Consider the following 26,297-nt stretch of genomic DNA (forward strand, 5'->3'; position numbering starts at 1 on the left):
ATTGCCATCAGCAATCACCGCATCATCTGTATGGACGATGAAAACGTTACTTTTTCTGTAAAAGATTACCGGAACAAAGGACAATGGAAAGAACTGACCCTTTCTGGTGTTGAATTTATGCGAGTCATAACAAAGAAGATATCATGCGAATCAGATAAACGGATTTCCTTTATGCGGAAAATAGTGCTTGTATCTGTAAAACAAAGATGATAACATATCTTTATACATCATTCATTCAGACTAAGAAAACTTATATCATCTTATGTCTAAACGTCTTTTTTCTATAGCTTCTTTTCTGAAGCGGTATTTCAAAAATGTAAAATAAAGCAAACAGGGAGGTAGATGTTTATGGACACTTTACTGAAAACGTATTTTCCAATCATCCGCACAAGAGAAGAAGTGCTGAACCTGATTGGGGAGAAAGAGAAACTGACAAATTTGTTTGAGAGCTGGAGCGAAGAACAGCAGGAGGAGTTTCTGGATTTTTGTACAGGAGTAAAGGGAGTAAAGATTCTGTATGATTCTTTTTTTAAAGAAATTTTCAATCCGGAATATCATGCAGAAAGACTGGAAGAGCTGTTAAGTCTTTTGCTGGAGACAAAAATCCGTATTAAACAAATTTTGCCCAATGATTCCGTTCGTCTGGCAGATGAATATACCCTGCTCATTACAGATATTGTAATAGAGACCGAGGATGGAAGAATTGCAAATTTGGAAATACAGAAGATAGGTTATGCTTTTCCTGGCCAGAGGACAGCGTGCTACTCCGCAGATTTGTTGCTCAGACAATACAAGAGAGTGAAGGACAGGAAGAGGAGCGAAAATAAAAAGTTTAATTACAGGGATTTAAAGAAAGTATATACAATTGTTTTATTTGAGAAAAGTACAAGAGAATTTCATGAGATTCCAGATAAGTATCTCCATTATGGGGAGCACATCTATGATACGGGACTAAAGCTGGAAACACTTCAGAAAAGTGTATTGGTAGCTCTTGACATTTTTCGGAAAAATATAGAAAATAGGTCTATAGAAAACAAACTGGAGGCTTGGCTGTTTTTACTCAGCAGCGATGAGCCGGAAAGAATCATGGAACTTTTGGAAAAGTATCCTGAGTTTCGTGAAATATATGAAGAAGTGTACCAGATGTGCAGAAATGTGGAGGGTATTATGAGTTTATTTTCAAAAGAACTGGAGGAAATGGACCGGAACACAGTGAGTTATATGGTTGAAGAGTTGGAGGCAGAAGTAAAGGCAGCGGAGGAAAGGGCAGAACAGGAGAAACAGGAGAGAAAAGCAGCGGAGGAAAGAGCAAAGAAGGAAATGGAAGAACGGGAAAGGCAAATTGCAGAGCTTCAGGAAAAAATTAAACGTTTAGAATCCAGGAAGGATGAACAACAGGCATGAAAAAAACTTGCAAAAAGGAGAATGGAAATATGAATTTTATCGTGGAAGAAAATGCCATTTATTATATGGATGAAAACCGGGAAAAAAACGCAGAGGTAACATTTCCGAAACTGGATGAGCATACCGTGGAGATTAATCATACCTTTGTTTCTCCCTCTCTCCGGGGAACCGGTATGGCAGGGAAACTGATGCAGGCTGCGGCAGAAGAAATTTCCAGACAGGGGAAGAAAGCAGTGCTTACCTGCTCGTATGCAAAAGGCTGGTTTGCGCGTCATAAGGAATTTCAGCACATCATACAGGAATAAAAGAACGTTTGGAAAAGGAAGACAGAAACTTATGAAACATGCAGCATTTTTGAAGCAGATTACAGATTTTGTTTTTGTGGAGAATGAACCGGAAAAAGCGGATATTATTTTCATCCCCGGCAGCGGCTTTCCGCAGCTTGCAGAAGAGGCGGCACAGCTTTATAAGAAAGGTTTTGCGCCTTATATTCTTCCGTCCGGGCGTTATAGTATTACACAGGGACACTTTGGTGGTGTACAGGAAAAGGAAGCGCTTTATCCGGGAAAGTACCATACGGAATGGGAATTTCTCAGCCGTGTTTTGATAGAAAACGGGGTTCCCAAAGAAGCTGTTTTAAAGGAAGAAAAAGCCACGTATACCTATGAAAATGCGATTTATTCCAGAAAAGTAACAGACAAGGCTCGTCTGGAGATTCGGCAGGCCATTCTTTGCTGCAAGCCTTATCATGCCAGAAGAAGTCTTTTGTATTATCAGCTTTTGTACCCGGATACCCGTTTTCTGGTTTGTCCGGTAAAAGAAAGCAGTATCCGAAAGGACAACTGGTATCAGACTGAGCAGGGGACAAAGGTGGTTTTGGGAGAAATGGAACGCATTGGCATACAGTTTCATGAAATCATAGGGGAAATACGAAAAGAAGAGCCAATAGATAAATGAACCGGAAGACAGAGACGAATCCTCTGTTTTCCGGTTGAAAAGGCTTTAGGAGAGATGATTCTGGCTGCGGTATTTTCGGATACTTTGTAAAATGGTCTGCCGGGCTTTCTGTGCCAGTTCTTTTGAAAGATTTTCCATTCCCTGAAGAGGATAGGAAAGTCCCAGTTCTTTATACTTGATTTCTCCCATATTGTGATAAGGGAGCACTTCCAGACCTTTGACATTTTTATGCTCTGCAATGATTTTTCCGATGCCGTCCCATTCTTTTGGGGTATCGGTGTAGCCTTTGACCACTACATGACGGATAATTGCAGAAACCCCAGATTTGTCAGCAGCGTCGAGAAACTCCAGAACAGACTGCAGGGCTTGCCCGGTAAGGGTTTTATGGGTATCTGCCTGACTGTGTTTTAAATCCAGGAGAAGAAGGTCTGTAGAGGCAAAAAGCCGTCTGTACGCTTCGTCTTTTTCTTTCCGATAGAGAATTCCCGATGTATCCAGACAGGTATGAATCTTCCGTTTTTTTGCACCTTCAAAGAGGGCAATGAGAAAATCCAGCTGCATAAGAGGTTCCCCCCCTGTAGCTGTGATACCACCCTTGGAATAGAAGCCTTTATTTTTTTCATAGATATCCAGAATCTCATCTACGGTCATTGTCTGGCCCTTTTTCGGTGCCCAGGTATCCGGATTGTGGCAGTACAGGCACCGCATAGGGCAGCCCTGGAAAAACACCACAAGGCGTATTCCGGGACCGTCTACCGTGCCAAAGGTTTCCAGAGAATGGATATAACCGGTTTCTTTACATTCCATCATGGAAAGTTCTGGAAATAACCTCGTCCTGCTGTTCTTTTGTCAGCTTATTGAAGTTTACCGCATATCCGGATACACGAACAGTCAGCTGAGGATATTTTTCCGGGTGTTCCTGTGCATCTAAAAGAGTTTCTTTTGTAAATACATTTACATTTAAGTGGTGGCCGCCTTTTTCGGCATAACCGTCTAATAAACCTACAAGGTTGTCAATCTGAGCGTCACTGATATTCATAATTTCTACCTCCGTTAAATTTTTTATGAAAAGTTTTTGTCTTCAGAGATTAATCAAGCTGTGCATTAGGTTCACAGCAGGCGCAATCCGGTTCCAGCTCGAAAGTAATGTCATCAAACAGGATAGCATCATCTTTTCCCAGCGCACCGGGGATAATGGAGAAGGTATTGGAAATACCGTCCTGTGCGTCCTTAAAAGGAAGCTTGGAAACAGAATTTAAAGAGGCCACAGCGCCGTGACGGTCTCTGTGGTGCATAGGGTTTGCACCCGGAGCAAAGGCCTGTCCCGCTTTTCTTCCATCCGGAGTAGAACCGGTTGCCTTTCCATATACCACATTGGAGGTAATGGTCAGGATAGAAGTTGTTGGAATTCCGTTTCGGTAAGTGTGATTTCCTTTGATATACTGCATAAACTGGTGCACGATATCGTATGCAATATCGTCTACACGGTCATCGTCGTTTCCGTATTTTGGGAAATCTCCTTCAATTTCGTAATCAATGGCAATACCGTTTTCGTCACGAATTGGTTTTACCTTGGCATACTTGATTGCGGAAAGAGAATCGGCAACAACGGAAAGTCCGGCAATTCCTGTGGCAAACCAACGGGTTACTTTTTTGTCGTGGAGAGCCATCTGCAGTCTTTCATAGCTGTATTTATCATGCATATAGTGGATGATATTTAAAGTGTTCACATATACGCAGGCCAGCCATTTCATCATATCCTGGAAACGTTCCATGACTTCCTCGTAGTCCAAATATTCGGAAGTGATGGGGCGGTATTTCGGTCCTACCTGTTTTTTGGAAATTTCGTCTACACCGCCGTTGATAGCGTAGAGCAGGCACTTGGCCAGGTTTGCTCTTGCACCGAAGAACTGCATTTCTTTTCCCACTTTCATGGAAGACACGCAGCAGGCAATTGCATAGTCATCTCCGTGTGTAACACGCATCAAGTCATCATTTTCATACTGGATGGAAGAAGATGCAATGGAAGTTTTTGCACAGAAACGTTTGAAGTTCTGCGGCAGTCTGGTGGACCAGAGTACGGTCAGGTTTGGTTCCGGCGCTGTGCCCAGATTTTCCAGTGTATGGAGATAACGGTAGGACATTTTGGTTACCATGTGGCGTCCGTCAATTCCCATACCGGCAATGGACTCGGTAACCCAGGTGGGGTCACCTGAGAAAAGGGCATTGTATTCCGGTGTTCTGGCAAATTTTACAAGACGCAGCTTCATGATAAAGTGATCAATAAACTCCTGAATCTGTTCTTCTGTGAAAGTGCCGTTTTTCAAGTCTCTTTCTGCATAAATATCCAGGAAAGTAGAAGTACGTCCAAGGGACATGGCAGCGCCGTTCTGCTCTTTGATGGCAGCCAGATAGCCGAAATACAGCCACTGGATTGCTTCCTGGACATTCTGTGCCGGACGGGAAATATCGTAGCCGTAAATATGGCCAAGCTCTTTTAATTCCTTTAAAGCCTTAATCTGTTCGGAAAGTTCTTCTCTTTCTCTGGTTACATCAGAGTACATAATGGTTCTGGTGCTGTCCTTCTGATTCTGTTTGTCTTCAATCAGACGGTCTACGCCGTAAAGGGCCACACGTCTGTAATCACCAATGATGCGGCCTCTTCCGTATGCATCGGGAAGACCTGTGATGATGTGGCTGGAACGGCAGGCGCGCATTTCCGGTGTGTAGGCATCGAAAACACCGTCGTTGTGTGTTTTGCGGTGTTTGGTGAAAAATTCTACCACTTCCGGGTCTACTTTATATCCATTGTCCTCGCAGGCTTTCATAGCCATGCGGATACCGCCGTATGGCTGCAGAGAACGTTTAAAAGGTTTGTCGGTCTGGAATCCCACAATGGTTTCTTTTGCTTTATCAAGATAACCGGGACCATGAGAAGTAATGGTGGAGATTACTTTGGTATCCATATCCAGGACACCGCCTTTTTCCCGCTCCTGCTTTGTTAAGTCCATAACCTGCTGCCATAAATCCTGTGTTGCCTGTGTAGGTCCCTGCAGGAAAGTATCATCTCCGTCATAAGGCACATAGTTCTTCTGGATAAAATCCCGAACATTGATTTCCTTTTCCCAGATGCCTCCCTGGAAAGACTCCCATTCTTTGAGCATAGTATAACCTCCTATATCTTGTAGTTAGTTGCAAATAACTTTTCTGTTATATGTGGATTCTATAATATTGGACTTAAAAAGTCAAGGTAATACCATGTTTATTATTCCATACAATCGGAAAAATATGAGCAAAAAAAGAATGCCGCATTTCGTGCACACCGGGAATATCTGCATATTCCGGATTGCTTTTCATGCGGCATTTTCATTGTTTTTCCAGTATCAAGATAATTTAATTTTCTTCAGAATCTGCAGGTTCTTCAGGCAGACTGAAAGCATCTGGATTGGATGTGTTCTCTTCTTCCTGCGGCTCATATTTTGCAAATATTTTGCGGAAAATAATGGAAGAAACATACGCAACTGCAGCAAATCCCAGAAGCATCCACAGCATACTGCCGTACACCAGAGTGGAAGGCGTAAGGAAGGTTACAAATACAAGGGCTGCCGGACAGACAACCAGAACCAGTGTCCAGGGCAGATTCAAAATAGAAATCAGCAGAGCATTTTTGAAAGTGTTTTTGATATTATTTTCAAATCTTGCCGTGTAGGGGAAAACATAAGTCAGCACCATCAGATATAAAACCAGAAGGGCCCCAATGAGAATACGGAAAATAGTACTCATGTTTTCAGGCAGAAAAGAAGCTGCACGGTAATCTACAAAAATAAACAGTCCCAAAACAGCCATAATCAGCCACAGAATGGTAGACTGTTTAAAGTTTTCCTTAAAAGCTTTGAGAAATCCTTTGAAAATATAGGATTCTTCTCCGCGTACCATTTTCAGTGTAATGGTGTAAAGGGCGGTGATAGAAGCGCCTGCTGTCACCACAGGAAGGCAGCAGATAATGCATAAAATATTTAAAATCATCAAGTCACATATACGGGACAAAAACCGCATAATCGGGCTGTCCATGTTAAAAAAACTGCTCATAATGTCAATCCTTTCTTAAATTGTTGTCAGATTCAGAAACCTGTTCTTTTTTGGGCGGAAGATAAATATGAACGGATTCAATTCTGTTTCGTTCCGCTTTGTCCACTACCAGTCGTATGCCGGATTCTGTAGTAAGAGATTCTCCCTGTTCGGGGAAACGGTCCAGTTGTTCAATTATGTAGCCGCCTATGGAATCGTAATCTTCGGATTCGATGTCCAGGTGCAGAGTTTCATTTAAATCATCCAGCCTTGCAGAGCCAAGAGCCACATATTCCTGATGAGGAATAATTTCTGTTAAATCCTCTTCCTCTTCTGTATCGTATTCATCGTGAATATCTCCTACGATTTCTTCAATGAGGTCCTCCAGCGTAACAATACCGGAGGTTGCACCATATTCGTCCAGAACTACGGCAAAGGATACGGAATTGGCCTTCATATCCATCAGAAGTTCGGATGTCTTCTTATATTCATAGGTGAAATAAGCTTCTCTTAAAAGTTTTCGTACAGAAAATCCCTTTTTTTCTGTAAGCAGAAGGTCTTTCATATTAATGATACCGATAATATTGTCCGTGGTGTCCTCAAAAACAGGAAAACGGGTATGTTTTTCTTCACGGAACAGCTGAATTAAATCTTCATAGCTGCTGTTAACATCCGCAAAAGTTACATCAATACGGGGAATCATAACGTCCTGGGCCTGAGAGTCACCAAAGTCGAATACATTGTAAATCATGCGTCGTTCTTCGCTTTCAATGACACCTTCTTCATGGCCTACATTTACCAGCGTACGAAGTTCGTGTTCCGTAATGGTGTTTCCTTTTACACTGTCATCTACCCGCATCAGCGTCAATACACCGTGGGCCAGGCCGTTTATAATAAAAATCACGGGTGTGAGAATAATCATAAGCAGACGAATGATTCTGGCATAGGCAAGAGCCATTTTTTCTGCATGAAGGGTGGCGAGAGTTTTGGGCGTAATCTCTCCGAAAATCAAAACCAGAAGAGTAATAATACCGGTACTGATACTCACTGCCGCATTGCCGAACAGACGCATGGTAATGGTCGTGGCCAGAGAGGAGGCTGTGATGTTTACGATATTGTTTCCGATTAAGATTGAACTCAGGAGCTTGCCGGAATCTTCTATCACCTTGAGAAGTGTCTGGGCTTTTTTGTCACCCTGCTCAGCAAGAGACTGAATACGAATTTTGTTTACGGTTGTCATAGAAGTTTCTGCTGATGAAAAGAATGCCGAAAGGCAAATCAAAAGAATCAGAATCAGAAACTGTATGGCGTCACTGGAATCCAATAGTTTCAACTCCTTTTAAAATAAATTACAGCTTAACCAGCTATTAAAACTAATATACATGATTTTAAAATAGAATGCAAGAAAAGGGAGAAAAAAGTTACTTTTAGGGGGTGTCGGAAAAGGAAAAACTGTGCTATACTTATCAAAATAAGGAAAAAAACAGGAAATGCCTTCAGAATCATGAAAACAGAGAAGCAGAAGGGAACAGGTAAATGAACAGAAATAAAAAGAATTTACATAAAAAAGTAACAGCCAATGTACTGGGACTTACGTTGGCTTCTGTAGTAGCGGCAGGTGCGGTAACGGATGTGACAGTGCCGGTATTTGCTGCCCAGCAGACACAGGAAAAGGAAAAAACAGCAGCAGCTTCCGTATATGTAAACGGAGAGGCAGCGGCAGATGAGAAAGCAGACGGCAGTACAAAGAAAAATGCAGTTTCCTCGTTGGAAAAAGCTTTGAGCCTTGCGGGGGACAAAGGCACTGTTCTGGTGTGCGGTACCGTAACGGTCAATACAGAGCAAAAACTTATCATTCCGGCAGGTGTTTCCATCAAGCGCGCAGAGGGCTTTACCGGCCCACTGGTGAAAGTAACCGGAAAGGGCAGACTGACGGTTGTGGGAAATCAGCTCTCAGCTTCTGATGTAGATACTTCCGCAGCAGAAGCCGGCAAAAATGCCTTTGTGACGGGACAGGCAGAAGAGACAAAGAAGAAAGGTACTGTGGAGATACCATCTCAGGTAACGGTGGCTTCTTTGGAAGAATGGAAAAACTTTCAGTTTTCTGCAGCCGGATTTTCAGGAGAGGGAACCTTTGCATGGCAGGATAAAGCAGAACCTTCTGCTTATGAATCTTCCCTGCAGGTGGTTTTTACGCCAAAGGACACAGAGCAGTATGACTATACGCAGGTATCCGGGTGGGATAAAGATACAAAGACAGTGGTCAAAACCGTAAAAGTAACAATAGAGGAACTGAAGCCCCAGGAAAAACAGGAGGGGGCGGTTACCATACCGGCGCAGGTGAATCTGCAGAAAAAGGCAGAGTGGACAGCCTTTGATTTTGCAGCAGCCGGCTTTACGGGAACCGGAAGCTTTGCCTGGGAAAATCAGGCGGAACCGGAAGCTTATGAGACAGAGAGAAAAGTTGTATTTACCCCTTCCGATACAGAGGAAAAAGATTACAGCCAGGTATCCGGCTGGAATGAAGAGACAAAGACCGTTGTCAGAACCGTGAAGGTGGTAACCGAGGAACTGAAAAATCCGGAATCGGAAACCAAGCCTGAGGACAATACAGAGAAGCCGGGAGACAGTGCTGACAAAGAGGATACCGAAAATCCGGAGAGCGGTACCGATGAAGGAAACACCGAAAAACCGGAAGACAGCACAGATAAAGAAGATGAGGTTCAAAAGCCGGAAACTCCCCAGGACAACGGGGAAAAAGACGAAACAGACGAAACAGATAAGACAGACAGTGAGGATAAACAGGAAGGCAAAGAAGATTCTGACAAGGTTGTCATTACTCCTGTAGAAGAGGAAAAAGCACCGGAGAAAGAGGAAACAACCGAAGAAAACGTGGACTACAGCGCAGAACAGGGCAAGACAGGAGAAGTAGCCGATAAAGCACCGGAGGCAGTTCCGGTGGGAAGTCTGATAGATGAAGCCACAGGGGTACAGGTATCCGGAGATTTCCTTCCGTTTTATGTGGATTTGCAGGTTTCCTATAATGACGCAGTCAGTGAGCTGCCGGATGCGGGAATCGGAGAAATTCTTTCCGCATATGAATTAAAACTCTGGGATTTAAAGGAAAACGAAGAGTATAAACTTCCGGAAGGAGAAAAAGTAAAAGTGCTGATTCCGCTTCCGGAAAATGCAAATTGCTATTCAGAGTTGTCTATTGCCCATTATCTGGGGAATAATGAATACGAATATTTCGTATTTGACCGTGACGGAAAAGTGGGAAATATGTCTGTGGAGGAAGTGGATGGAAAAGAGTACCTTTCCTTTGAGACGGCCTCTTTCAGCCCCTTCAATGTAGGGGGACATCAGATTGTAGGTCCGGGAACCAGCAGCAATAATCACAAGCCTTCCACAGGTACTGCTGCAGGCTCTTCCGGAAGTACTGCAGGAGGGACAACGACAACCCAGACAACGCAGAATTCCGGAACAACGGGCACGGCTGCAAATACAAATACACAGTCTTCAGCTTCTACTGCAAAGAAGAGCAATACCAAGGTTATCCGTACGGTAAAAACAGGCGATGAAAATAACATTATGACATATCTCCTGGCAGGAGGAGCGGCAGTTGTACTGGCAGTGATAGCTATTATTCTGGGAAAAAAGAAAAAATAGAGTGTGACAAAGAGTCATGTTTTTCAAACCCTTCCATATATTTAACATATGGGAGGGTTTCTCTATGGAACAGACAATGTCAAAAAATGCAAAACCTCTGCTGATGATGAAGGCTCTTGTGCTGGCTTATGCTGTAACAGGGATACTGCTGCTTGTGCTGGCTTTTCTCCTGTATAAGCTGGGGCTTGGAGAGAGCCAGGTAAACCTGGGAATTATGGTGATATACATATTGTCCAGCCTGTTGGGCGGCTTTTATATGGGAAAAAAGGTGAAAATCCGAAGATTTTTATGGGGCATGGGTCTGGGCGTGGGATATGCCTGTCTTTTGACAGCTGTAACTTTTCTCACAGAGCACCAGATGCGGGGCGACATGAAAGAAATGGCGCTGCTGTTTTTTCTCTGCACCATTGGGGGAGCTCTGGGCGGTATGCTTTCCTGAAAGGCCTGAAAGAATCCGGGAAAGAAACACTTGCCTGGCGATACCAGCTATGCTATAATACTGCCAGATGTATATTATATCTTAAAATCTAATACATATGGAGGAATATGTGATGAAACATATCAAAACATTAAATACAAAAAGCTTACAGAACACCGTGAAAAAAGGTGGATGCGGAGAATGTCAGACATCTTGCCAGTCCGCATGCAAGACATCCTGTACAGTAGGAAACCAGAGCTGCGAACACAAATAATCAGAGGACTCAGGCAGCTTTTACATGCGAGGAGCGAATGAGGGCAGCGGTATAAAAGCCGCTGCTCATTTTTTGCAGGGACAAAATTTTAAGAGCAGAAGACAAGAGAAAGGGGAAACACGGTGATTCATCGTTATAAAAATAATGGCTACAATCTTGTACTGGACGTCAACAGCGGCTCCGTACACGTAGTAGATGAGTTGGTCTATGAGATAATCGGATTGTTAGACCAGGGAAAACAGGAAACAGAAATTTTAGAAGCCTTAAAAAGCACGTATAAGGAAGAAGACATCCGCACAGCCTGCGGCGAGATTCGGGAGCTGAAAGACGCAGGTATGCTTTTTACAGAGGATATTTACAGAAACGCCATTGAACATTTCAAGGAAAGAGAAACGGTGGTAAAGGCCCTGTGCCTGCACATTGCCCATGACTGCAATCTGGCCTGCAGATACTGCTTTGCGGAAGAAGGGGAATACCACGGACGCAGAGCTATGATGTCCTATGAAGTAGGAAAACAGGCTCTGGATTTCCTGATTGCCAATTCCGGGAACAGAAAGAACCTGGAAGTTGATTTCTTTGGCGGAGAGCCGCTGATGAATTGGGATGTGGTAAAGCGGCTGGTAGAATACGGAAGAGAACAGGAAGAACTTCACAATAAAAAATTCCGTTTTACACTGACAACCAACGGCGTCCTTTTAAATGACGAAATTATGGAATTTGCCAATAAAGAAATGGCCAATGTGGTTTTGAGTATTGACGGAAGAAAAGAGGTTCACGATTTCATGCGTCCGTTCCGCAAAGGGGCAGGCAGCTATGATTTAGTGGTGCCGAAATTTCAGGAATTTGCCAAGAGCAGAGGGGAAAAGAGTTATTACGCAAGAGGAACCTTTACCCGTCATAACCTGGATTTTTCAGAAGACGTGCTGCACCTGGCAGATTTGGGATTTGACCAGATTTCTGTGGAACCGGTGGTGGCAGACGAGAAAGAAGCATATGCTCTGCAGTGGGAAGATGTACCGAAAATCTGTGAAGAGTATGACAAGCTGGCAAAAGAAATGATAAAACGGAAGAAAGAAGGCAAAGGATTTAATTTCTTCCACTTTATGATAGATTTAACAGGCGGTCCCTGTGTGTACAAGCGTTTATCCGGCTGTGGTTCCGGTACGGAATACCTGGCTGTCACTCCGTGGGGGGATCTTTATCCCTGCCATCAGTTCGTAGGAGAAGAAAAATTCCTTATGGGCAATGTGTGGGATGGTGTAAAGCGCACGGATATCTGCAGTGAGTTTAAAGAGTGCAATGTATACGCAAAGGAAAAATGCCAGAACTGTTTTGCAAAATTCTACTGCAGCGGCGGCTGTGCGGCAAACTCCTACAATTTCCACGGTTCCATCAATGACGTCTATGAACTGGGCTGTGAATTACAGAGAAAACGAGTGGAATGCGCCATTATGCTGAAAGCGGCAGAGGCAGAAGAAGCAGAATAAAATCTAAGAAAAAGAAGGGAAAAACAATGAAGAAAAGCAGAGGAGTACTGGTATTGGTGCTGACTGTTATCGTTACGGCGCTTCTGATTTTTACCACTGCAGTGGGCTTTGGTCCTACGGGTACAGGTGCCGCAAAGAATATTAAGACAGGTCTGGATTTGTCCGGCGGTGTCAGCATTACTTATCAGGCGTCAAAAGAATCACCTACGGAAGACGAAATGTCAGATACTATTTATAAACTCCAGAAGCGTGTGGAGCAGTACAGTACAGAGGCGCAGGTTTACAAAGAAGGGGATAACCGCATTATCGTGGAAATTCCCGGTGTAACAGATGCCAATAAGATTCTGGAAGAACTTGGAAAACCAGGTTCCCTGTATTTTATTGCCCACAAGGATTCTGAGGGCAACGAAAACTATAGTTATGACGCTGCAACGGGAGAATATAAGCTGAACAAAACCATCGAAGAGATTGAGGCAGACGGCGGTATTGTTCTGACCGGTACAGATGTAAAGGACGCTAAAGCAGCTGTATCTCAGGATGACCTGAGCAATAAGGTGAATGTGGTCAGTCTTTCTTTTACAAAAGAGGGAACAAAGAAATTTGCCGAAGCTACGAAAAGTGCATATGAAGCGGGAAAAGACAGTATTGGTATTTATTATGACGGAAGTTTTGTCAGCGTTCCCAATGTACAGTCTGAAATCAAAGACGGAAATGCACAGATTGATGGTATGGCCAGTGCAGAGGAAGCAGAAAATCTGGCTTCTACCATTCGTATCGGCGGTCTGAAACTGGAACTGACGGAACTGCGTTCCAGTGTGGTTGCAGCACAGTTGGGGGAAGAAGCTATTTCCACCAGTTTGCTTGCGGCAGCCATTGGTCTTGCTTTGATTATTCTCTTTATGATTGTTGTGTATCGGATTCCGGGTCTGGTGTCCGGTATTGCCCTGATTATTTATGTGTGTCTGGATTTGATTGCCTTAAATGCCTTTGACCTGACACTGACGCTGCAGGGCATTGCGGGTATTATTCTTTCCATTGGTATGGCTGTGGATGCAAACGTTATCATCTATGCCCGTATCCAGGAAGAAATTGCAGCGGGGAAAAGTGTGAGAACCGCGCTGCAGAACGGTTTCAAAAAGGCATTTTCCGCTATTTTTGACGGAAACATTACTACATTAATCGCTGCTTTTGTCTTAAACTGGATGGGCTCCGGCTCTGTCAAGGGATTTGCACAGACATTGGCTCTTGGTATTGTACTGTCCATGTTTACTGCACTGGTGATTTCCAGGTATGTGATGTACGCGGCTTATGCAGTAGGAATCAAAGATGAGAAATTCTACGGAAAGAGAAAAGAGAGAACGCCTATCCGCTTCCTGCAGAAAAAGAAAGTCTTTTTTGCAATCTCAATCCTCATGATTGTAAGCGGTCCCATTGCCATGATGGCCTTTAAGGGAAGCACAGGAGAAGCGCTGAAATACAGTCTGGAGTTTAAGGGCGGTACCTCTACAAACGTAACCTTTAATGAGAATATGTCTATTGCGGACATCGATTCCCAGGTAACGCCTCTGGTAGAAGAAATAACGGGAGACAAAAATGTACAGGCTACAAAAGTCGTGGACAGCAATCAGGTCATTATCAAAACAACGACTTTGAACGTAGAACAGAGAGAACGTCTGGAAAATGCGTTGGTAGATGAATTTGGCGTAGACGCCAAAAAGATTACATCAGAGAGTATTTCTTCTACGGTCAGCAGCGAAATGCGTACAGACGCGGCAAAAGCGGTAATTATGGCAACGGTGCTGATGCTGCTGTATATCTGGTTCCGTTTCAAGGATATCCGTTTTGCCAGCAGTGCGGTTCTTGCCCTGATACATGACGTATTGGTTGTGTTTGCATTTTATGCCATTGCCAGAGTATCCGTGGGCAATACTTTTATTGCATGTATGCTGACTATTGTGGGTTACTCTATCAATGCAACGATTGTTATCTTTGACCGTATCCGGGAAAATCTGGCTGCAGGAAGAAAGAAAGAAGATTTGGAAACTCTGGTAAACGCCAGCATTACACAGACGCTTACCAGAAGTATTTACACTTCACTGACCACGTTTATTATGGTATTCCTGCTGTTTATTGTGGGAGTTTCTTCTATCCGCGAATTTGCTCTGCCTCTGATGGTAGGCATTGTATGCGGCGGTTACTCTTCCGTATGTATTACAGGAGCCCTGTGGTATGTGATGAAGACAAAAATAAAGAAACAGAAATAGAATTTCAGACGGGAGGCTGCTGCAGGAAATGCGGCAGTCTCTTTCCTGTTTAGAAAATACAGAAGCGGAGGAATTTATGGAAAAATGGGTAGTGTCTGCCAAGAAGGCGGACTTTCAGCAGATTGCAAATAAATTTGGGATAGACCCGGTGGTGGCCAGACTTATCCGGAACAGAGAACAGATTACCGATGAGGAAATCGATACGTATCTGCACGGGAAAATAACGGAGCTTCATTCCTGGAAGCTGTTGAAAGGAATGGAGTCTCTTCTGGACATCCTGACAGAAAAAATCAAAGAGCAGAAAAAAATCAGGATTATCGGAGATTATGATATTGATGGTGTTTGCTCTACTTATATTCTTCTAAAGGGGCTGAAGCGGGCCGGGGCAGCAGTGGATGTGGATATACCGGACCGGATGAAAGACGGCTACGGTATCAGCCGGGAACTGATTGATTTGGCAAAGGAAGCCGGAACAGATACGATTATTACCTGCGACAACGGTATCAGCGCCATAGAGCAGATTGCCTATGCAAAAGAGCTGGGCATGACGGTGCTGGTGACGGACCATCATGAGGTACCTTATGAAGAACAGGAAGACGGAAGTATCCGTACGTTTCTGCCGGATGCAGATGCCATTGTCAATCCCAAACAGGAGGACTGCGGTTATCCTTTTAAGGGAATCTGCGGAGGCATGGTAGCTTTTAAAGTCATTTGCGGCCTTTATGAAAAACTGGGAATTCCTTTTAAAGAAGCGGAAGAACTGATTCCTTTTGCAGCCATTGCCACGGTAGGGGATGTGATGGATTTGGTGGATGAAAACAGGATTTTGGTGAAGGATGGACTCAGAAGACTGCAGAATCCGGAAAATGAAGGTTTAAAAGCTCTGATACGGGTCAATAATCTGGAAAACAGAGAAATCACGGCATATCACATCGGATTTGTTCTGGGTCCCTGCATGAATGCCAGCGGCCGGCTGAGCACAGCAAAAAGGGCATTGCAGCTTCTGCTTTCTCAGGATGTCAAAGAAGCCTCTGTACTGGCGGAAGATTTGAAGAATCTCAACGACAGCCGGAAGGATATGACGGCAAAAGGGGTTGAACAGGCAGTGGAACTGGTGGAAACTACGGATTTGCTTTATGACCGGGTGCTGGTTATCTATCTGCCGGATTGTCATGAAAGCCTGGCCGGGATTATTGCCGGGAGAATCCGGGAGAGATACACACGGCCGGTATTTGTACTAACACGGGCGGAAGAGGGGGTGAAAGGCTCCGGGCGTTCCATTGAAGCGTATCACATGTTTCAGGAAATGGTAAAGTGTAAAGAACTGCTGACAAAATTCGGAGGACACCCTATGGCTGCAGGCCTTTCCCTGCCGGAAGAGAATGTGGAAGCCTTTCGCAGAAAATTAAATGAAAACTGTGTGCTGACCCAGGAGGATATGATAGAAAAAATTGTCATTGACGTGCCTATGCCCATGTCTTATGTGACGATTCCTCTGATTCGTCAGCTTTCCCAGCTGGAGCCTTTTGGAAAAGGCAATACAAAGCCGGTGTTCGCACAGAAGAAGCTGCGTTTTGCAGATTGCAGAGTATTCGGGAAAAACAGAAATGTGGTAAAAATGCAGGGGAAAGACGAATTTGGATTTACAGCAGAGTGTATCTGGTTTGGCGATGGGGATGGCTTTCTGGAAAAACTCCGGGAAAAAGAGTGCTGGGATGTGATTTATTATCCGTCTGTGAATGTATTTCGGGGACGGGAAAGTATAGAAATGGTGATTCAGAATATTCGGTAAAAATAAAATTTGATTCTGCCAGAAAAAGATGATATACTAAACCACATAAAAATCTGATATATGACAGGATTCGATATAAAGGGCAGGGAGAGAACATGGAAAATTGTAAAGAAAAGAAAATAGAAGAGTATGTAAGAAGTATTCCGGATTTTCCGGAGGAAGGTGTGATATTCCGGGATGTTACCAGTATTTTGCAGGACGCAGACGGTTTTGCTCTGGCTGTGGATTCCATGCAGAAGCTGCTGGAGGACAGCAAAGTGGATGTCATTGTGGGAACGGAGTCCAGAGGATTTATTTTTGGAGCACCCATTGCGTATAATTTACATAAGCCTCTGGTGCTGGTTCGGAAGAAAGGAAAACTGCCCTGTGAAACGATTGAGCAGAGTTATGAACTGGAATACGGCAGCGCCGTGGTGGAGATGCATAAGGATTCCATCAAACCGGGACAGAAGGTAGCCATTGTAGATGATTTGATTGCCACAGGCGGAACCATTGAAGCAGCAGCGCATATGGTAGAAGAACTGGGCGGCGAAGTTGTGAAAATTGTCTTCCTTATGGAACTGGCAGGATTAAAGGGAAGAGAACGTCTGAGCAAATATAATGTTGCATCAGTTATTCGTTATGAAGGAAAATAAAATCAGGTGATGAACGAGAGGTGATGGTTGCGTGATGGAAGAGAAAAGAGAGTCCACCCTGGGAGAAGAGGAAGTAGAAAAAATCAGACAGGCAGACGCCAATGTAAAGACAATGGAGGATTTTACCAGTCCGGAGGTTCTGTATAAAGAACTGATTTCCAGTGTCAGGAAATACCATCCGTCTACGGACATTTCCATGATAGAAAAAGCCTTTAACATTGCCAATAATGCCCATACAGGACAGGTGCGTAAATCCGGAGAACCTTATATCATTCATCCGCTCTGTGTGGGAATTATCCTGGCAGATTTGGAACTGGATAAAGAAACCATTGTGGCGGGCCTTCTCCACGATGTAGTAGAAGATACGGTTATGACTTCTGAGCAGATACGAGAAGAATTCAGTGCAGAGGTGGAACTTCTGGTGGATGGCGTTACAAAACTGGGACAGTTGAATTATTCAGCAGATAAGGTGGAAGTACAGGCGGAAAATCTGCGTAAGATGTTTTTAGCCATGGCAAAGGATATCCGCGTTATCCTGATTAAGCTGGCAGACCGTCTGCACAATATGCGGACGTTGAAATATATGCCGCCTCATAAGCAGAAGGAAAAAGCCAGAGAGACCATGGATATCTATGCACCCATTGCTCAGCGGCTGGGTATTTCCAAGGTGAAAATCGAACTGGATGATTTGTCTTTAAAATACCTGCACCCGGAAGTCTATTATGAACTGGTGGAAAAAATCAATCTGAAGAAGAGCGAACGGCAGGCTTTTATTGACCAGATTGTGGGCGATGTACGCAGCCATATTGACCACGCGGGTATTCATGCGCAGATAGATGGCAGAATCAAACATTTTTTCAGTATTTATAAGAAGATGGTGAATCAGGATAAAACCCTGGACCAGATATACGATTTGTTTGCGGTCCGCATTATTGTGGACACGGTGAGGGACTGTTATGCAGCGCTGGGGCTTATCCATGAAATGTATAAGCCTATTCCCGGCCGGTTTAAAGACTATATTGCCATGCCGAAGCCCAATATGTACCAGTCTTTGCATACCACACTTATCGGTCCTACGGGACAGCCTTTTGAGATTCAGATTCGGACCTTTGAAATGCACCGGACTGCAGAATACGGTATCGCGGCCCACTGGAAATATAAAGAGGTTTCCAATAACGGAAAAGTCAGTGTTACACAGTCGGAAGAAGAAAAAATGAGCTGGCTTCGGCAGATTCTGGAATGGCAGAGAGATATGTCTGACAATAAGGAGTTTTTAAGTCTGCTAAAGAGTGATTTGGACTTATTTTCCGAAAGTGTGTATTGCTTCACCCCTGCAGGGGATGTAAAGACTCTGCCAAACGGCTCTACGCCTATTGACTTTGCCTATAGTGTACACAGCGCAGTGGGCAATAAGATGGTAGGGGCGAGAGTGAACGGCAAACTGGTACCCATTGAATATGTGATTAAGAACGGAGACCGGGTGGAAGTTATCACTTCCCAGAATTCCAAAGGTCCCAGCCGGGACTGGCTGAAAGTAGTAAAAAGCACCCAGGCCAAGAATAAGATTAACCAGTGGTTCAAGCAGGAATTAAAAGAAGATAATATCCTGAAGGGCAAGGAAATGCTGATACAGTACGCAAAAGTAAAAGCAGTTGCTCTGGGGGAAATTCAAAAACCCAAATACCAGGAAGCGGTTATGAAGAAATACGGTTTCAGAGACTGGGATTCTGTGCTGGCAGCCTTAGGTCATGGAGGCTTAAAGGAAGGTCAGATTATCAACAAGCTGCTGGAAGTCTATAATAAGGACCATAAGGCAGAGCTGACAGACGAAAAGGTGCTGGAGGCTACGGCAGAGCATAAAGAGAAGCTGCATATCGGAAAGGCCAAAGGCGGTATTGTGGTAAAAGGTATTCACGATGTGGCTGTGCGGTTTTCCAAATGCTGCAACCCCATTCCGGGAGATGAAATTGTGGGATATGTAACCAGAGGCCGTGGGGTAACCATTCACCGAACCGATTGTATCAATGTGATGAATATGTCTGCAGAGGATAGGAACCGTCTGATTGATGCGGAATGGCAGGTGCCGGAACAAGAGACGGAAGAGCGTTACATGGCAGATTTAAATGTGTTTGCCTATAACCGCACCGGATTGATTGTGGATATTTCCAAGATTTTTACAGAGCGGAAAATTGATATTTCGGCGCTGAATACCAGAACCAGCAAACAGGGAGTGGCAACGATTAATATTTGTTTTGAAGTCAAAAGCAAGGAAGAGCTGAACAGTTTGATTGAGAAAATCAGGCAGATAGACAGCGTTAAGGATATTGAGCGTACTGCCGGTTAAGGAGTTTTGTATGAAGAATCTGATATTGAGAGGAATCGTGGTTGGACCGGTACAGACCAACTGTTATTTTCTGAAACATAAAGAAACAGGGGAACTTGTTATTGCAGACCCGGGAGCCGAAGCGGAGAGAATTATTTATGCGCTGGAAAAACTGCAGGGAAAGCCAGCGGCCATATTGCTTACCCATGGTCATTATGACCATATCTGTGCAGCCAATGAACTGAGAGAGCATTACGGAATTCCGGTTTATGCAGCGAAGGCAGAGGAAGGGCTGTTGGCAGATACATACAGCAATCTGTCTGCAGACTGGTCAGGCGTGCCGTATACGGTAAAGGCGGATGTGTACCTGGAGGACAGCGCTGTTTTTGAGGCAGGCGGCTTTTCTGTAAAAATGCTGCTGACTCCGGGACATACACCGGGTTCCTGCTGTTACTGGATAGAAGACGAGGGTGTCTGTCTTAGCGGTGATACTGTTTTTTGCGGAAGCTGCGGCAGAACCGATTTGCCGGGAGGCAGTATGAGCAGCATGCGGCAGAGTTTAAACCGTCTGCTTCATCTTCTTCCGGGCAGCACAGAAATTTATCCGGGACACGGAGAAGCTACAGATGCAGAATTTGAGAGAAAGAATAATCCTTATCTGTAGAAAATAGAGAGAAAGAGACCAACGTATATGATTGGAATTGCGTTTAATCAAAGAGAATTTGAATATGATGCCTATACCCTGGTGAAGGCCTTTTATCCCCAGGAAGACATAGAGATGTATTGTACCGCGGAGGAGGAAACCAGGGCATATGACAGGCTGATTTCCATAGAATATGGAGAAAAGGTGAAAATCCGTCTGAAGTTTGCCGGAAAAGAGCAGGAAGATTTTTTGCCTTACGATGAAACAGAAGACAGAAAAACAAGAAAAAATAAATTAAAACAGGTGCTCTATAAGCTGTTGGTGCAGGAAACGGGACAGGCGCTTCCCTGGGGAAATCTGACAGGAATCCGTCCCACGAAGATTGCTATGGGGCTGATAGAGTCCGGTATGAGCAATGCACAGACCGCAGAATATATGAGAAATACCTATTTTACCAGCAACGAAAAGACAGCGCTGGCCATTGCCATTGCCAATCGGGAACGTGATATTTTGAAGGATATTGACTATGAAAAGGGCTACAGTCTGTATGTGGGGATTCCTTTCTGCCCCAGTATCTGCCTGTACTGTTCTTTCAGTTCCTCTCCATTAGAGCGATGGCGGGAAAAAGTAGACAGTTATCTGGATGCTCTTTTGAAAGAGTTGGACTTTATTGCCGAAGCCATGAAGGACAGAGTGCTGGATACCATTTATATCGGAGGAGGAACGCCAACAACCTTAGTGCCTTATCAGCTGACCAGGCTGCTCGGACATATTCAGGCAAAATTTCCGGTACATCAGGTAAAAGAATACACCATTGAAGCCGGGCGTCCGGACAGCATTACCAGAGAGAAACTGGAGGCCATCCGGAAGTTTCCCATCACCAGAATTTCCGTAAATCCCCAGACCATGAACCAGGTGACTTTGGATATTATCGGAAGAAAGCATACGGTGGAGGATACGCGACACGCCTTCGCTTTGGCGAGGGAATGTGGATTTGATAACATCAATATGGATTTAATTGTCGGTCTTCCGGGAGAACAGAAGGAAGACGTACGGCATACACTGGAAGAAGTGAAAAAGCTGAATCCGGACAGTCTTACCGTCCATTCACTGGCAGTAAAACGAGCGGCACGGCTGAAGCTGTTTCAGGAGCAGTACCGGGAAATGGGACTGGAGAACAATCAGGAAATCATGGATATGACTATGGAATACGCCAGATCCTGTGAGATGTCTCCCTATTATCTGTACCGTCAGAAAAATATGTGCGGAAATCTGGAAAATACCGGCTATGCAAAAGTTGACAAAGCCGGAATTTACAATATACTTATAATGGAGGAGAAACAATCGATTCTGGCGGCCGGTGCCGGTGCGTCTACCAAATATGTATTCCAGCACGGAGCGCGTATTGAACGGACGGAAAATGTAAAAGATGTGGCAGGCTACATCAGCCGCATCGATGAAATGATAGAACGGAAAAGAGTCGGAATCGAGACATGGCTGAAATGAGTGAAAAGATTATCCGCTATGACCTGGAGACAGAAATCAATCATGGGATACAGGTCAGCAATCTGGCTTATAAGACGGGAAGGCAGATGAGCCTTGCAGAAGATGTGTGCTATGAACTGGCTGTGGCAGGCATGCTTCATGACATCGGAAAGCTGCGGCTTTCCCGGTATGTGTCCGGAGATAAAAATCCCCTGGTAATTGAAGAAATCAAATATGTCCGCAGACATACCCAGCTGGGATATGAAGCACTGAAAAACAAAGGATATTCTTCCTTTGTTCTGGAAGCAGTTTATTACCACCATGAGAATTTTGACGGCAGCGGTTATCCGGAAAATCTGCGGGGAGAGGAAATCCCTTTGGGAAGCCGGATTCTGCGGGTATGCGACACTTATGCAGCCCTTACGGAGAAACGCCCTTACCGGGACGCCTTTGACAGCCAGACGGCTGTCAGGATGATGATAGATGAAGTGAAAAATTTTGATATGCAGATATTTCTTGCATTTCAGAGAGTCGTCCATGAATCATAAAAGAGAGGAGAAAAAGAGATGCAGTTAAAGAAAAAACCAGTAACAGGAATGAAAGATATTTTACCTCAGGAAATGGAAATCCGCGATTATGTTATCGGACTGATTAAGGAAACTTACAAACAGTTTGGTTTTACCTCCATGGAAGCACCCTGCGTAGAACACATTGAGAATCTGACCAGTAAGCAGGGCGGGGACAATGAAAAACTGATTTTCCGTATTCTGAAAAGAGGAGAAAAGCTGAAAATCAGTGAGGCCAAGGAAGAAAATGATTTGGTGGACAGTGGTCTGCGCTATGACCTTACCGTTCCACTGTGCCGTTTCTATTCCAACAATGCCAATGAACTGCCGCAGCCATTCAAGGCTCTGCACATCGGAAATGTATTCCGTGCAGACCGTCCTCAGAGAGGCCGTTTCCGTCAGTTTATGCAGTGTGATATTGATATTCTGGGCGAGCCGACTTTCCTGGCTGAAATTGATGTTATTCTGGCAACTTCCACTTTGGTAGGAAAGCTGGATTTCGACAGCTTTACCATTCGTATCAACGACAGAAGAATTTTAAAGGCCATGGCAGCTTACAGCGGTTTTCCGGAGGAATCCTTTACCCAGGTATTTATCATTCTGGATAAAATGGATAAAATCGGCATGGACGGCGTGGCAGCAGAGCTGGTGGAATCCGGTTTTGACCAGGCAGGCGTAGAAAAATATATGGATTTGTTCAAGGCTATGGGTGCCGGCGTTGACGGTGTGGCTTACTGCAAGGAAAAGCTGGAAGGATTTTTAGATCCGAAGGTGGCAGAGGATTTGACCACGATTATCGAGAGTGTCATGCAGGCTAAGACAGCCAACTTTAATCTGGAATTCGACCCCACGCTGGTACGCGGTATGTCCTATTATACCGGACCGATTTTTGAAATTTCCATTGACGGTTTTGCAGGCAGCGTAGGCGGCGGCGGCCGTTACGATGAGATGATTGGCAAGTTCACAGGAACACCAACACCGGCAACGGGATTTTCCATTGGATTTGAGCGTATTGTTATGCTGCTGATGGAGAAAGGCTTTAAAGTTCCGGGAACAAAAGAGAAGAAGGTTTACCTTCTGGACAAAAAGCTGTCCTCTGACAAGATTCTGGCAGTGATGAAAAAAGCCGGAGAAGAGCGTGCTGCCGGACAGAGCGTGAATATTGTCTATGCAAAGAAGAATAAGAAATTCCAGAAAGAGCAGCTGGAAAAAGAAGGATATTCTATTATAGAAGAAGTATACAACGATTCCGAATTATAAGAATCGGAAACAGCAGAAGGAGTAGATACTATCATGGCAGAATCAATGAATGGGCTGAAAAGAAGCCATAGATGTGCAGAAGTGACGAAAGCGGATATCGGAAGCACCGTAACCTTAATGGGCTGGGTGCAGAAAAGCCGGAATAAAGGCGGAATTGTGTTTGTAGATTTAAGAGACCGTTCCGGTATCATGCAGATTATTTTTGAAAACGAAGATATTGACGAGCAGGGCTTTGAAAAGGCAGGACGCTTGAAAAGTGAGTTTGTGATTGCGGTAAAAGGCCATGTAGAGGCACGTTCCGGTGCGGTAAATACCAATCTGGCTACCGGAGAAATTGAAGTGCGGGCTACGGAACTTCGTGTTTTATCTGAAGCGGAGACACCACCGTTTCCTATTGAAGAAAACAGCAAAACCAGAGATGAAGTGCGCTTAAAATACCGTTATCTGGATTTGAGAAGACCTGATTTGCAGAGAAATATGATGCTGCGCTCTCAGGTGTCTACCCTGGTTCGTCAGTTCCTGGCAAAAGAAGGGTTTCTGGAAATTGAGACACCGACTCTGATTAAGAGTACGCCGGAGGGAGCCAGAGATTATCTGGTGCCGAGCCGCGTGCACCCGGGAAGTTTTTATGCGCTTCCGCAGTCTCCCCAGATTTTTAAACAGCTTTTGATGTGCTCCGGTTATGACCGTTATTTCCAGCTGGCCAGATGTTATCGTGACGAAGATTTGCGTGCGGACCGCCAGCCGGAATTTACCCAGATTGATATGGAACTGTCTTTTGTAGATGTGGAAGATGTTCTGGACGTAAACGAAAGAATGTTGGCGTTCCTGTTTAAAGAGGTTCTGGATATAGAAGTACAGCTGCCTATTCAGAGAATGACCTGGCAGGAAGCCATGAACCGCTTTGGTTCTGACAAGCCGGATTTGCGGTTTGGCATGGAACTGACCGATGTTTCCGAAGTGGTAAAAGACTGTGAATTTGCAGTGTTTAAAGGCGCTTTGGAAAATGGCGGCAGTGTGCGTGGTATCAATGCCAAGGGACAGGGAGCTATGCCTCGTAAGAAAATTGATAAGCTGGTAGAATTTGCCAAAGGCTACGGAGCCAAAGGTCTGGCTTATATTGCCATTGGAGAAGACGGCACAGTGAAATCTTCTTTTGCCAAATTCATGAAGGAAGAGGAAATGGCAGCCTTGATTTCTGCTATGCAGGGAGAAAACGGCGACCTTCTGCTCTTTGCCGCAGATAAGACAAAGCTGGTATGGGATGTTTTAGGCGCACTGCGTCTGGAACTGGCAAAACAGATGAACCTTCTGGATAAAAACGAATATCGTTTCGTATGGATTACAGAATTCCCACTTTTAGAGTGGTCAGAGGACGACCAGAGATTTACTGCTATGCACCATCCGTTTACTATGCCTATGGAAGAGGATTTGCAGTATATTGATACAGACCCTGGCAGAGTTCGTGCAAAAGCCTATGACATTGTCTTGAACGGCAATGAAATCGGCGGCGGTTCTGTGCGAATCCATCAGGACGACATTCAGGAAAAAATGTTTGAAGCTCTGGGCTTTACAAAGGAAGAAGCGCAGAAGCAGTTCGGTTTCCTGTTAGATGCCTTTAAGTATGGCGTTCCGCCTCACGCAGGACTGGCTTACGGTCTGGACCGTCTGGTTATGCTTATGGCAAAGGTAGATTCCATTCGTGACGTCATTGCCTTCCCGAAGGTGAAAGACGCTTCCTGCCTCATGTCAGAGGCGCCGGATATTGTAGACGAAAAGCAGTTGGAAGAACTGGGCATTGCCATTCGTGTACAGGAAGAAGAAGCAGCAGAATAAAAGAACAGAAAAAGAGAGTCCCTCTGGATGTGGCCATGATGGCTGCGCCTGGCGGGACTCTCTTCTTATGTTTTTCATTTTGGGCAATTAGTTTTTGCTTTCCGAAACCGTATTCAGTGCGTTCTGCACATCTCCAAAAACAGCCTGAGAAACCTCAGGAGTCATTTGAATTTTCCAGTTTACTCCATCATTTACCAAAGGAATTTCTACATCGTGAGAAACTACGGCCTTATTTTGTTCCATACAGGAAAGCAGAAGTTCGTATTCTTTCTGTCTTCTTCCCTCAGAACCGCCTGCAAGAGCTGCAGAAGTTTTCAGCCACTTGGAAAGTTCTTCCTGATAAGTCTGCAGAATCTGTTCAAAGTCCACACTGGTAATGGCAGTCTGTACAACCGCAGAAGTACCGTCAATGGTTTCTTTTTTGATTTTAAAGTCAAAAGACTGATGAATTTGTTCCGTGACAGCCTGTATCAAGGTGTTCTTCTCAGAATCTTCTGTGTCTGTCAGAGTGTCAAGAGACAGATAATGTTTTAATTGTTCCGAATCAAACTCCTTCATTGTATGGAAATGTGTTTCTACAATTTCAGAAGGAGAGAGGAGATTGGAACTGGTGACATAGGAAAAGAAATTTCCCGTCAGAGTTTCATCTAACTTGGCGGTATGGATAACCTTCCAGGTGTCTCCTTTTTTTTTCAGAGAAATGTCTGCGGAAACAGACTGGGTTTTATAATCTTTGGATTCCAATAATTCTCTTAAAAGCGTGTAGGAATCTGCAGCAGAAGTTTGTACTTCACTGGGGCTGGCCTCTTGTTCGATATTCTTTTCCAGAGAAAGCCGGGCAAAATCTTTGGCCAGTTTTTGGCTGTTCATAATCTTTAATTTTGTATGAACAACGGCTTTATTTTCTGTAATGGAAATTTTCCCGATTTTATAAGAGAAGTCTTTATAAAAGAGCTGGAAAATATACGCAATGTCTTCCGAAAGGCCGTCCTCATTCTGGAAGACCAAAGCCATATCTTCTGTCTGCATATACTGCCGGGCCATCTCCGAATCAGAGTCCTTCAACTGGTTCAATTCTGTTTCCAAGGCTTTTCTCACATTTTTTTCCTCTTTGGAATCACAGCCGGAAAGGAAGAATAGAATCAGGCAGCAGCAGACGCATAAAAAAAGCGTTGTTTTTCTGGGGGTCATATCAGTTCTCCATGTTTTCTTTTTC

23 protein-coding genes are annotated in these 26,297 nt (G+C 44.4%); 17 read left to right on the plus strand and 6 right to left on the minus strand.

The genetic code is table 11. From position 1 onward, the window contains the following. The first annotated feature begins 6 nt into the window (after positions 1–6). The 4 genes from WBS51_RS01350 to WBS51_RS01365 all read left to right on the plus strand — a co-directional run bounded on the left by WBS51_RS01350 (position 7) and on the right by WBS51_RS01365 (position 2,361). Complete coding sequence (locus tag WBS51_RS01350; RefSeq protein ID WP_462904596.1) at positions 7–210, plus strand: transposase; 204 nt, start codon at positions 7–9, stop codon at positions 208–210. A gap of 138 nt (positions 211–348) precedes the next feature. Further along, a complete protein-coding gene (locus WBS51_RS01355; RefSeq protein ID WP_294460242.1) occupies positions 349–1,404 on the plus strand; it encodes a PD-(D/E)XK nuclease family transposase in 1,056 nt (351 codons plus the stop codon). A 29-nt stretch (positions 1,405–1,433) separates the two neighbouring features. After that, entirely contained in the window at positions 1,434–1,709 is a 276-nt protein-coding gene (locus WBS51_RS01360) for a GNAT family N-acetyltransferase (RefSeq protein ID WP_291681192.1), read from the plus strand. A gap of 31 nt (positions 1,710–1,740) precedes the next feature. After that, positions 1,741–2,361, plus strand: a complete 621-nt coding sequence (locus tag WBS51_RS01365) for a YdcF family protein (protein ID WP_173748772.1) — start codon at positions 1,741–1,743, stop codon at positions 2,359–2,361. Between the two features lie 45 nt (positions 2,362–2,406). Here the strand turns inward: WBS51_RS01365 and pflA are convergent, their stop codons facing one another. The 5 genes from pflA to WBS51_RS01390 all read right to left on the minus strand — a co-directional run bounded on the left by pflA (position 2,407) and on the right by WBS51_RS01390 (position 7,753). Continuing rightward, a complete protein-coding gene (gene pflA, locus WBS51_RS01370) occupies positions 2,407–3,171 on the minus strand; it encodes a pyruvate formate-lyase-activating protein (RefSeq protein WP_294460238.1) in 765 nt (254 codons plus the stop codon). Further along, positions 3,158–3,400: an autonomous glycyl radical cofactor GrcA3 gene (gene grcA3 / locus WBS51_RS01375; protein ID WP_173748770.1), complete on the minus strand. Its 243-nt coding sequence runs from the start codon at positions 3,398–3,400 to the stop codon at positions 3,158–3,160. The genes pflA and grcA3 overlap by 14 nt, the downstream gene beginning before the upstream one ends. A gap of 49 nt (positions 3,401–3,449) precedes the next feature. Then, complete coding sequence (gene pflB, locus WBS51_RS01380; RefSeq protein ID WP_173748769.1) at positions 3,450–5,525, minus strand: formate C-acetyltransferase; 2,076 nt, start codon at positions 5,523–5,525, stop codon at positions 3,450–3,452. 229 nt (positions 5,526–5,754) lie between these two features. Then, a complete protein-coding gene (locus WBS51_RS01385) occupies positions 5,755–6,450 on the minus strand; it encodes a YesL family protein (RefSeq protein ID WP_173748768.1) in 696 nt (231 codons plus the stop codon). 4 nt (positions 6,451–6,454) lie between these two features. Further along, positions 6,455–7,753, minus strand: coding sequence for an HlyC/CorC family transporter (locus WBS51_RS01390; protein ID WP_173748767.1), 1,299 nt, complete (start codon positions 7,751–7,753; stop codon positions 6,455–6,457). Between the two features lie 212 nt (positions 7,754–7,965). On the opposite strand from WBS51_RS01390, the gene WBS51_RS01395 reads away from it, so the two are divergent. From WBS51_RS01395 to aspS, 13 genes are all read left to right on the plus strand, one after another. Beyond that, positions 7,966–10,098, plus strand: a complete 2,133-nt coding sequence (locus WBS51_RS01395; protein ID WP_173748766.1) for an LPXTG cell wall anchor domain-containing protein — start codon at positions 7,966–7,968, stop codon at positions 10,096–10,098. Positions 10,099–10,162: 64 nt separating this feature from the next. After that, entirely contained in the window at positions 10,163–10,537 is a 375-nt protein-coding gene (locus WBS51_RS01400) for a TIGR04086 family membrane protein (RefSeq protein WP_173748765.1), read from the plus strand. 112 nt (positions 10,538–10,649) lie between these two features. Further along, the gene (gene scfA, locus WBS51_RS01405) at positions 10,650–10,790 is read left to right on the plus strand and encodes a six-cysteine ranthipeptide SCIFF (RefSeq protein WP_022461131.1); all 141 of its coding nucleotides are present in this window, start codon (positions 10,650–10,652) and stop codon (positions 10,788–10,790) included. A gap of 122 nt (positions 10,791–10,912) precedes the next feature. Beyond that, the gene (scfB, locus tag WBS51_RS01410) at positions 10,913–12,277 is read left to right on the plus strand and encodes a thioether cross-link-forming SCIFF peptide maturase (RefSeq protein WP_173748764.1); all 1,365 of its coding nucleotides are present in this window, start codon (positions 10,913–10,915) and stop codon (positions 12,275–12,277) included. Between the two features lie 26 nt (positions 12,278–12,303). Beyond that, positions 12,304–14,541 carry a protein translocase subunit SecD gene (secD, locus tag WBS51_RS01415; protein WP_173748763.1) on the plus strand — a complete coding sequence of 746 codons (2,238 nt, stop codon included), beginning with the start codon at positions 12,304–12,306 and terminating at the stop codon, positions 14,539–14,541. Between the two features lie 76 nt (positions 14,542–14,617). After that, positions 14,618–16,333 carry a single-stranded-DNA-specific exonuclease RecJ gene (gene recJ, locus WBS51_RS01420; protein ID WP_294460194.1) on the plus strand — a complete coding sequence of 572 codons (1,716 nt, stop codon included), beginning with the start codon at positions 14,618–14,620 and terminating at the stop codon, positions 16,331–16,333. A gap of 95 nt (positions 16,334–16,428) precedes the next feature. Beyond that, a complete protein-coding gene (locus WBS51_RS01425; RefSeq protein ID WP_291681185.1) occupies positions 16,429–16,968 on the plus strand; it encodes an adenine phosphoribosyltransferase in 540 nt (179 codons plus the stop codon). A 34-nt stretch (positions 16,969–17,002) separates the two neighbouring features. After that, on the plus strand, positions 17,003–19,312 hold the full coding sequence (locus WBS51_RS01430) for a RelA/SpoT family protein (protein WP_173748760.1): 2,310 nt from the start codon (positions 17,003–17,005) through the stop codon (positions 19,310–19,312). 10 nt (positions 19,313–19,322) lie between these two features. Beyond that, positions 19,323–19,955, plus strand: coding sequence for an MBL fold metallo-hydrolase (locus tag WBS51_RS01435; protein ID WP_173748759.1), 633 nt, complete (start codon positions 19,323–19,325; stop codon positions 19,953–19,955). A gap of 27 nt (positions 19,956–19,982) precedes the next feature. Then, positions 19,983–21,440: a coproporphyrinogen dehydrogenase HemZ gene (gene hemZ, locus WBS51_RS01440; protein WP_294460189.1), complete on the plus strand. Its 1,458-nt coding sequence runs from the start codon at positions 19,983–19,985 to the stop codon at positions 21,438–21,440. After that, positions 21,428–21,967, plus strand: coding sequence for an HD-GYP domain-containing protein (locus WBS51_RS01445; protein WP_173748757.1), 540 nt, complete (start codon positions 21,428–21,430; stop codon positions 21,965–21,967). Before hemZ ends, WBS51_RS01445 begins: the two co-directional genes overlap by 13 nt. An 18-nt stretch (positions 21,968–21,985) precedes the next feature. After that, on the plus strand, positions 21,986–23,245 hold the full coding sequence (hisS, locus tag WBS51_RS01450) for a histidine--tRNA ligase (protein ID WP_173748756.1): 1,260 nt from the start codon (positions 21,986–21,988) through the stop codon (positions 23,243–23,245). Between the two features lie 33 nt (positions 23,246–23,278). Next, positions 23,279–25,081, plus strand: a complete 1,803-nt coding sequence (aspS, locus tag WBS51_RS01455) for an aspartate--tRNA ligase (protein ID WP_294460183.1) — start codon at positions 23,279–23,281, stop codon at positions 25,079–25,081. A gap of 87 nt (positions 25,082–25,168) precedes the next feature. Here the strand turns inward: aspS and WBS51_RS01460 are convergent, their stop codons facing one another. Next, complete coding sequence (locus WBS51_RS01460; protein WP_294460181.1) at positions 25,169–26,272, minus strand: hypothetical protein; 1,104 nt, start codon at positions 26,270–26,272, stop codon at positions 25,169–25,171. Positions 26,273–26,297: the final 25 nt, after the last annotated feature.

The sequence above is a fragment of the Blautia acetica genome (assembly GCF_038739805.1).
In the GTDB taxonomy this organism is placed as follows: domain Bacteria; phylum Bacillota; class Clostridia; order Lachnospirales; family Lachnospiraceae; genus Blautia.

What these genes read in the sequence shown, in the direction of transcription:
- WBS51_RS01355 (WP_294460242.1), top strand. Translation starts at nt 349, where the DNA reads ATGGACACTTTACTGAAAACGTATTTTCCAATCATCCGCACAAGAGAA.
- WBS51_RS01360 (WP_291681192.1), top strand. Translation starts at nt 1,434, where the DNA reads ATGAATTTTATCGTGGAAGAAAATGCCATTTATTATATGGATGAAAAC.
- WBS51_RS01365 (WP_173748772.1), top strand. Translation starts at nt 1,741, where the DNA reads ATGAAACATGCAGCATTTTTGAAGCAGATTACAGATTTTGTTTTTGTG.
- pflA (WP_294460238.1), bottom strand. Translation starts at nt 3,171, where the DNA reads ATGATGGAATGTAAAGAAACCGGTTATATCCATTCTCTGGAAACCTTT.
- grcA3 (WP_173748770.1), bottom strand. Translation starts at nt 3,400, where the DNA reads ATGAATATCAGTGACGCTCAGATTGACAACCTTGTAGGTTTATTAGAC.
- pflB (WP_173748769.1), bottom strand. Translation starts at nt 5,525, where the DNA reads ATGCTCAAAGAATGGGAGTCTTTCCAGGGAGGCATCTGGGAAAAGGAA.
- WBS51_RS01385 (WP_173748768.1), bottom strand. Translation starts at nt 6,450, where the DNA reads ATGAGCAGTTTTTTTAACATGGACAGCCCGATTATGCGGTTTTTGTCC.
- WBS51_RS01395 (WP_173748766.1), top strand. Translation starts at nt 7,966, where the DNA reads ATGAACAGAAATAAAAAGAATTTACATAAAAAAGTAACAGCCAATGTA.
- WBS51_RS01400 (WP_173748765.1), top strand. Translation starts at nt 10,163, where the DNA reads ATGGAACAGACAATGTCAAAAAATGCAAAACCTCTGCTGATGATGAAG.
- scfA (WP_022461131.1), top strand. Translation starts at nt 10,650, where the DNA reads ATGAAACATATCAAAACATTAAATACAAAAAGCTTACAGAACACCGTG.
- secD (WP_173748763.1), top strand. Translation starts at nt 12,304, where the DNA reads ATGAAGAAAAGCAGAGGAGTACTGGTATTGGTGCTGACTGTTATCGTT.
- recJ (WP_294460194.1), top strand. Translation starts at nt 14,618, where the DNA reads ATGGAAAAATGGGTAGTGTCTGCCAAGAAGGCGGACTTTCAGCAGATT.
- WBS51_RS01425 (WP_291681185.1), top strand. Translation starts at nt 16,429, where the DNA reads ATGGAAAATTGTAAAGAAAAGAAAATAGAAGAGTATGTAAGAAGTATT.
- WBS51_RS01430 (WP_173748760.1), top strand. Translation starts at nt 17,003, where the DNA reads ATGGAAGAGAAAAGAGAGTCCACCCTGGGAGAAGAGGAAGTAGAAAAA.
- WBS51_RS01435 (WP_173748759.1), top strand. Translation starts at nt 19,323, where the DNA reads ATGAAGAATCTGATATTGAGAGGAATCGTGGTTGGACCGGTACAGACC.
- hemZ (WP_294460189.1), top strand. Translation starts at nt 19,983, where the DNA reads ATGATTGGAATTGCGTTTAATCAAAGAGAATTTGAATATGATGCCTAT.
- WBS51_RS01445 (WP_173748757.1), top strand. Translation starts at nt 21,428, where the DNA reads ATGGCTGAAATGAGTGAAAAGATTATCCGCTATGACCTGGAGACAGAA.
- hisS (WP_173748756.1), top strand. Translation starts at nt 21,986, where the DNA reads ATGCAGTTAAAGAAAAAACCAGTAACAGGAATGAAAGATATTTTACCT.
- aspS (WP_294460183.1), top strand. Translation starts at nt 23,279, where the DNA reads ATGGCAGAATCAATGAATGGGCTGAAAAGAAGCCATAGATGTGCAGAA.
- WBS51_RS01460 (WP_294460181.1), bottom strand. Translation starts at nt 26,272, where the DNA reads ATGACCCCCAGAAAAACAACGCTTTTTTTATGCGTCTGCTGCTGCCTG.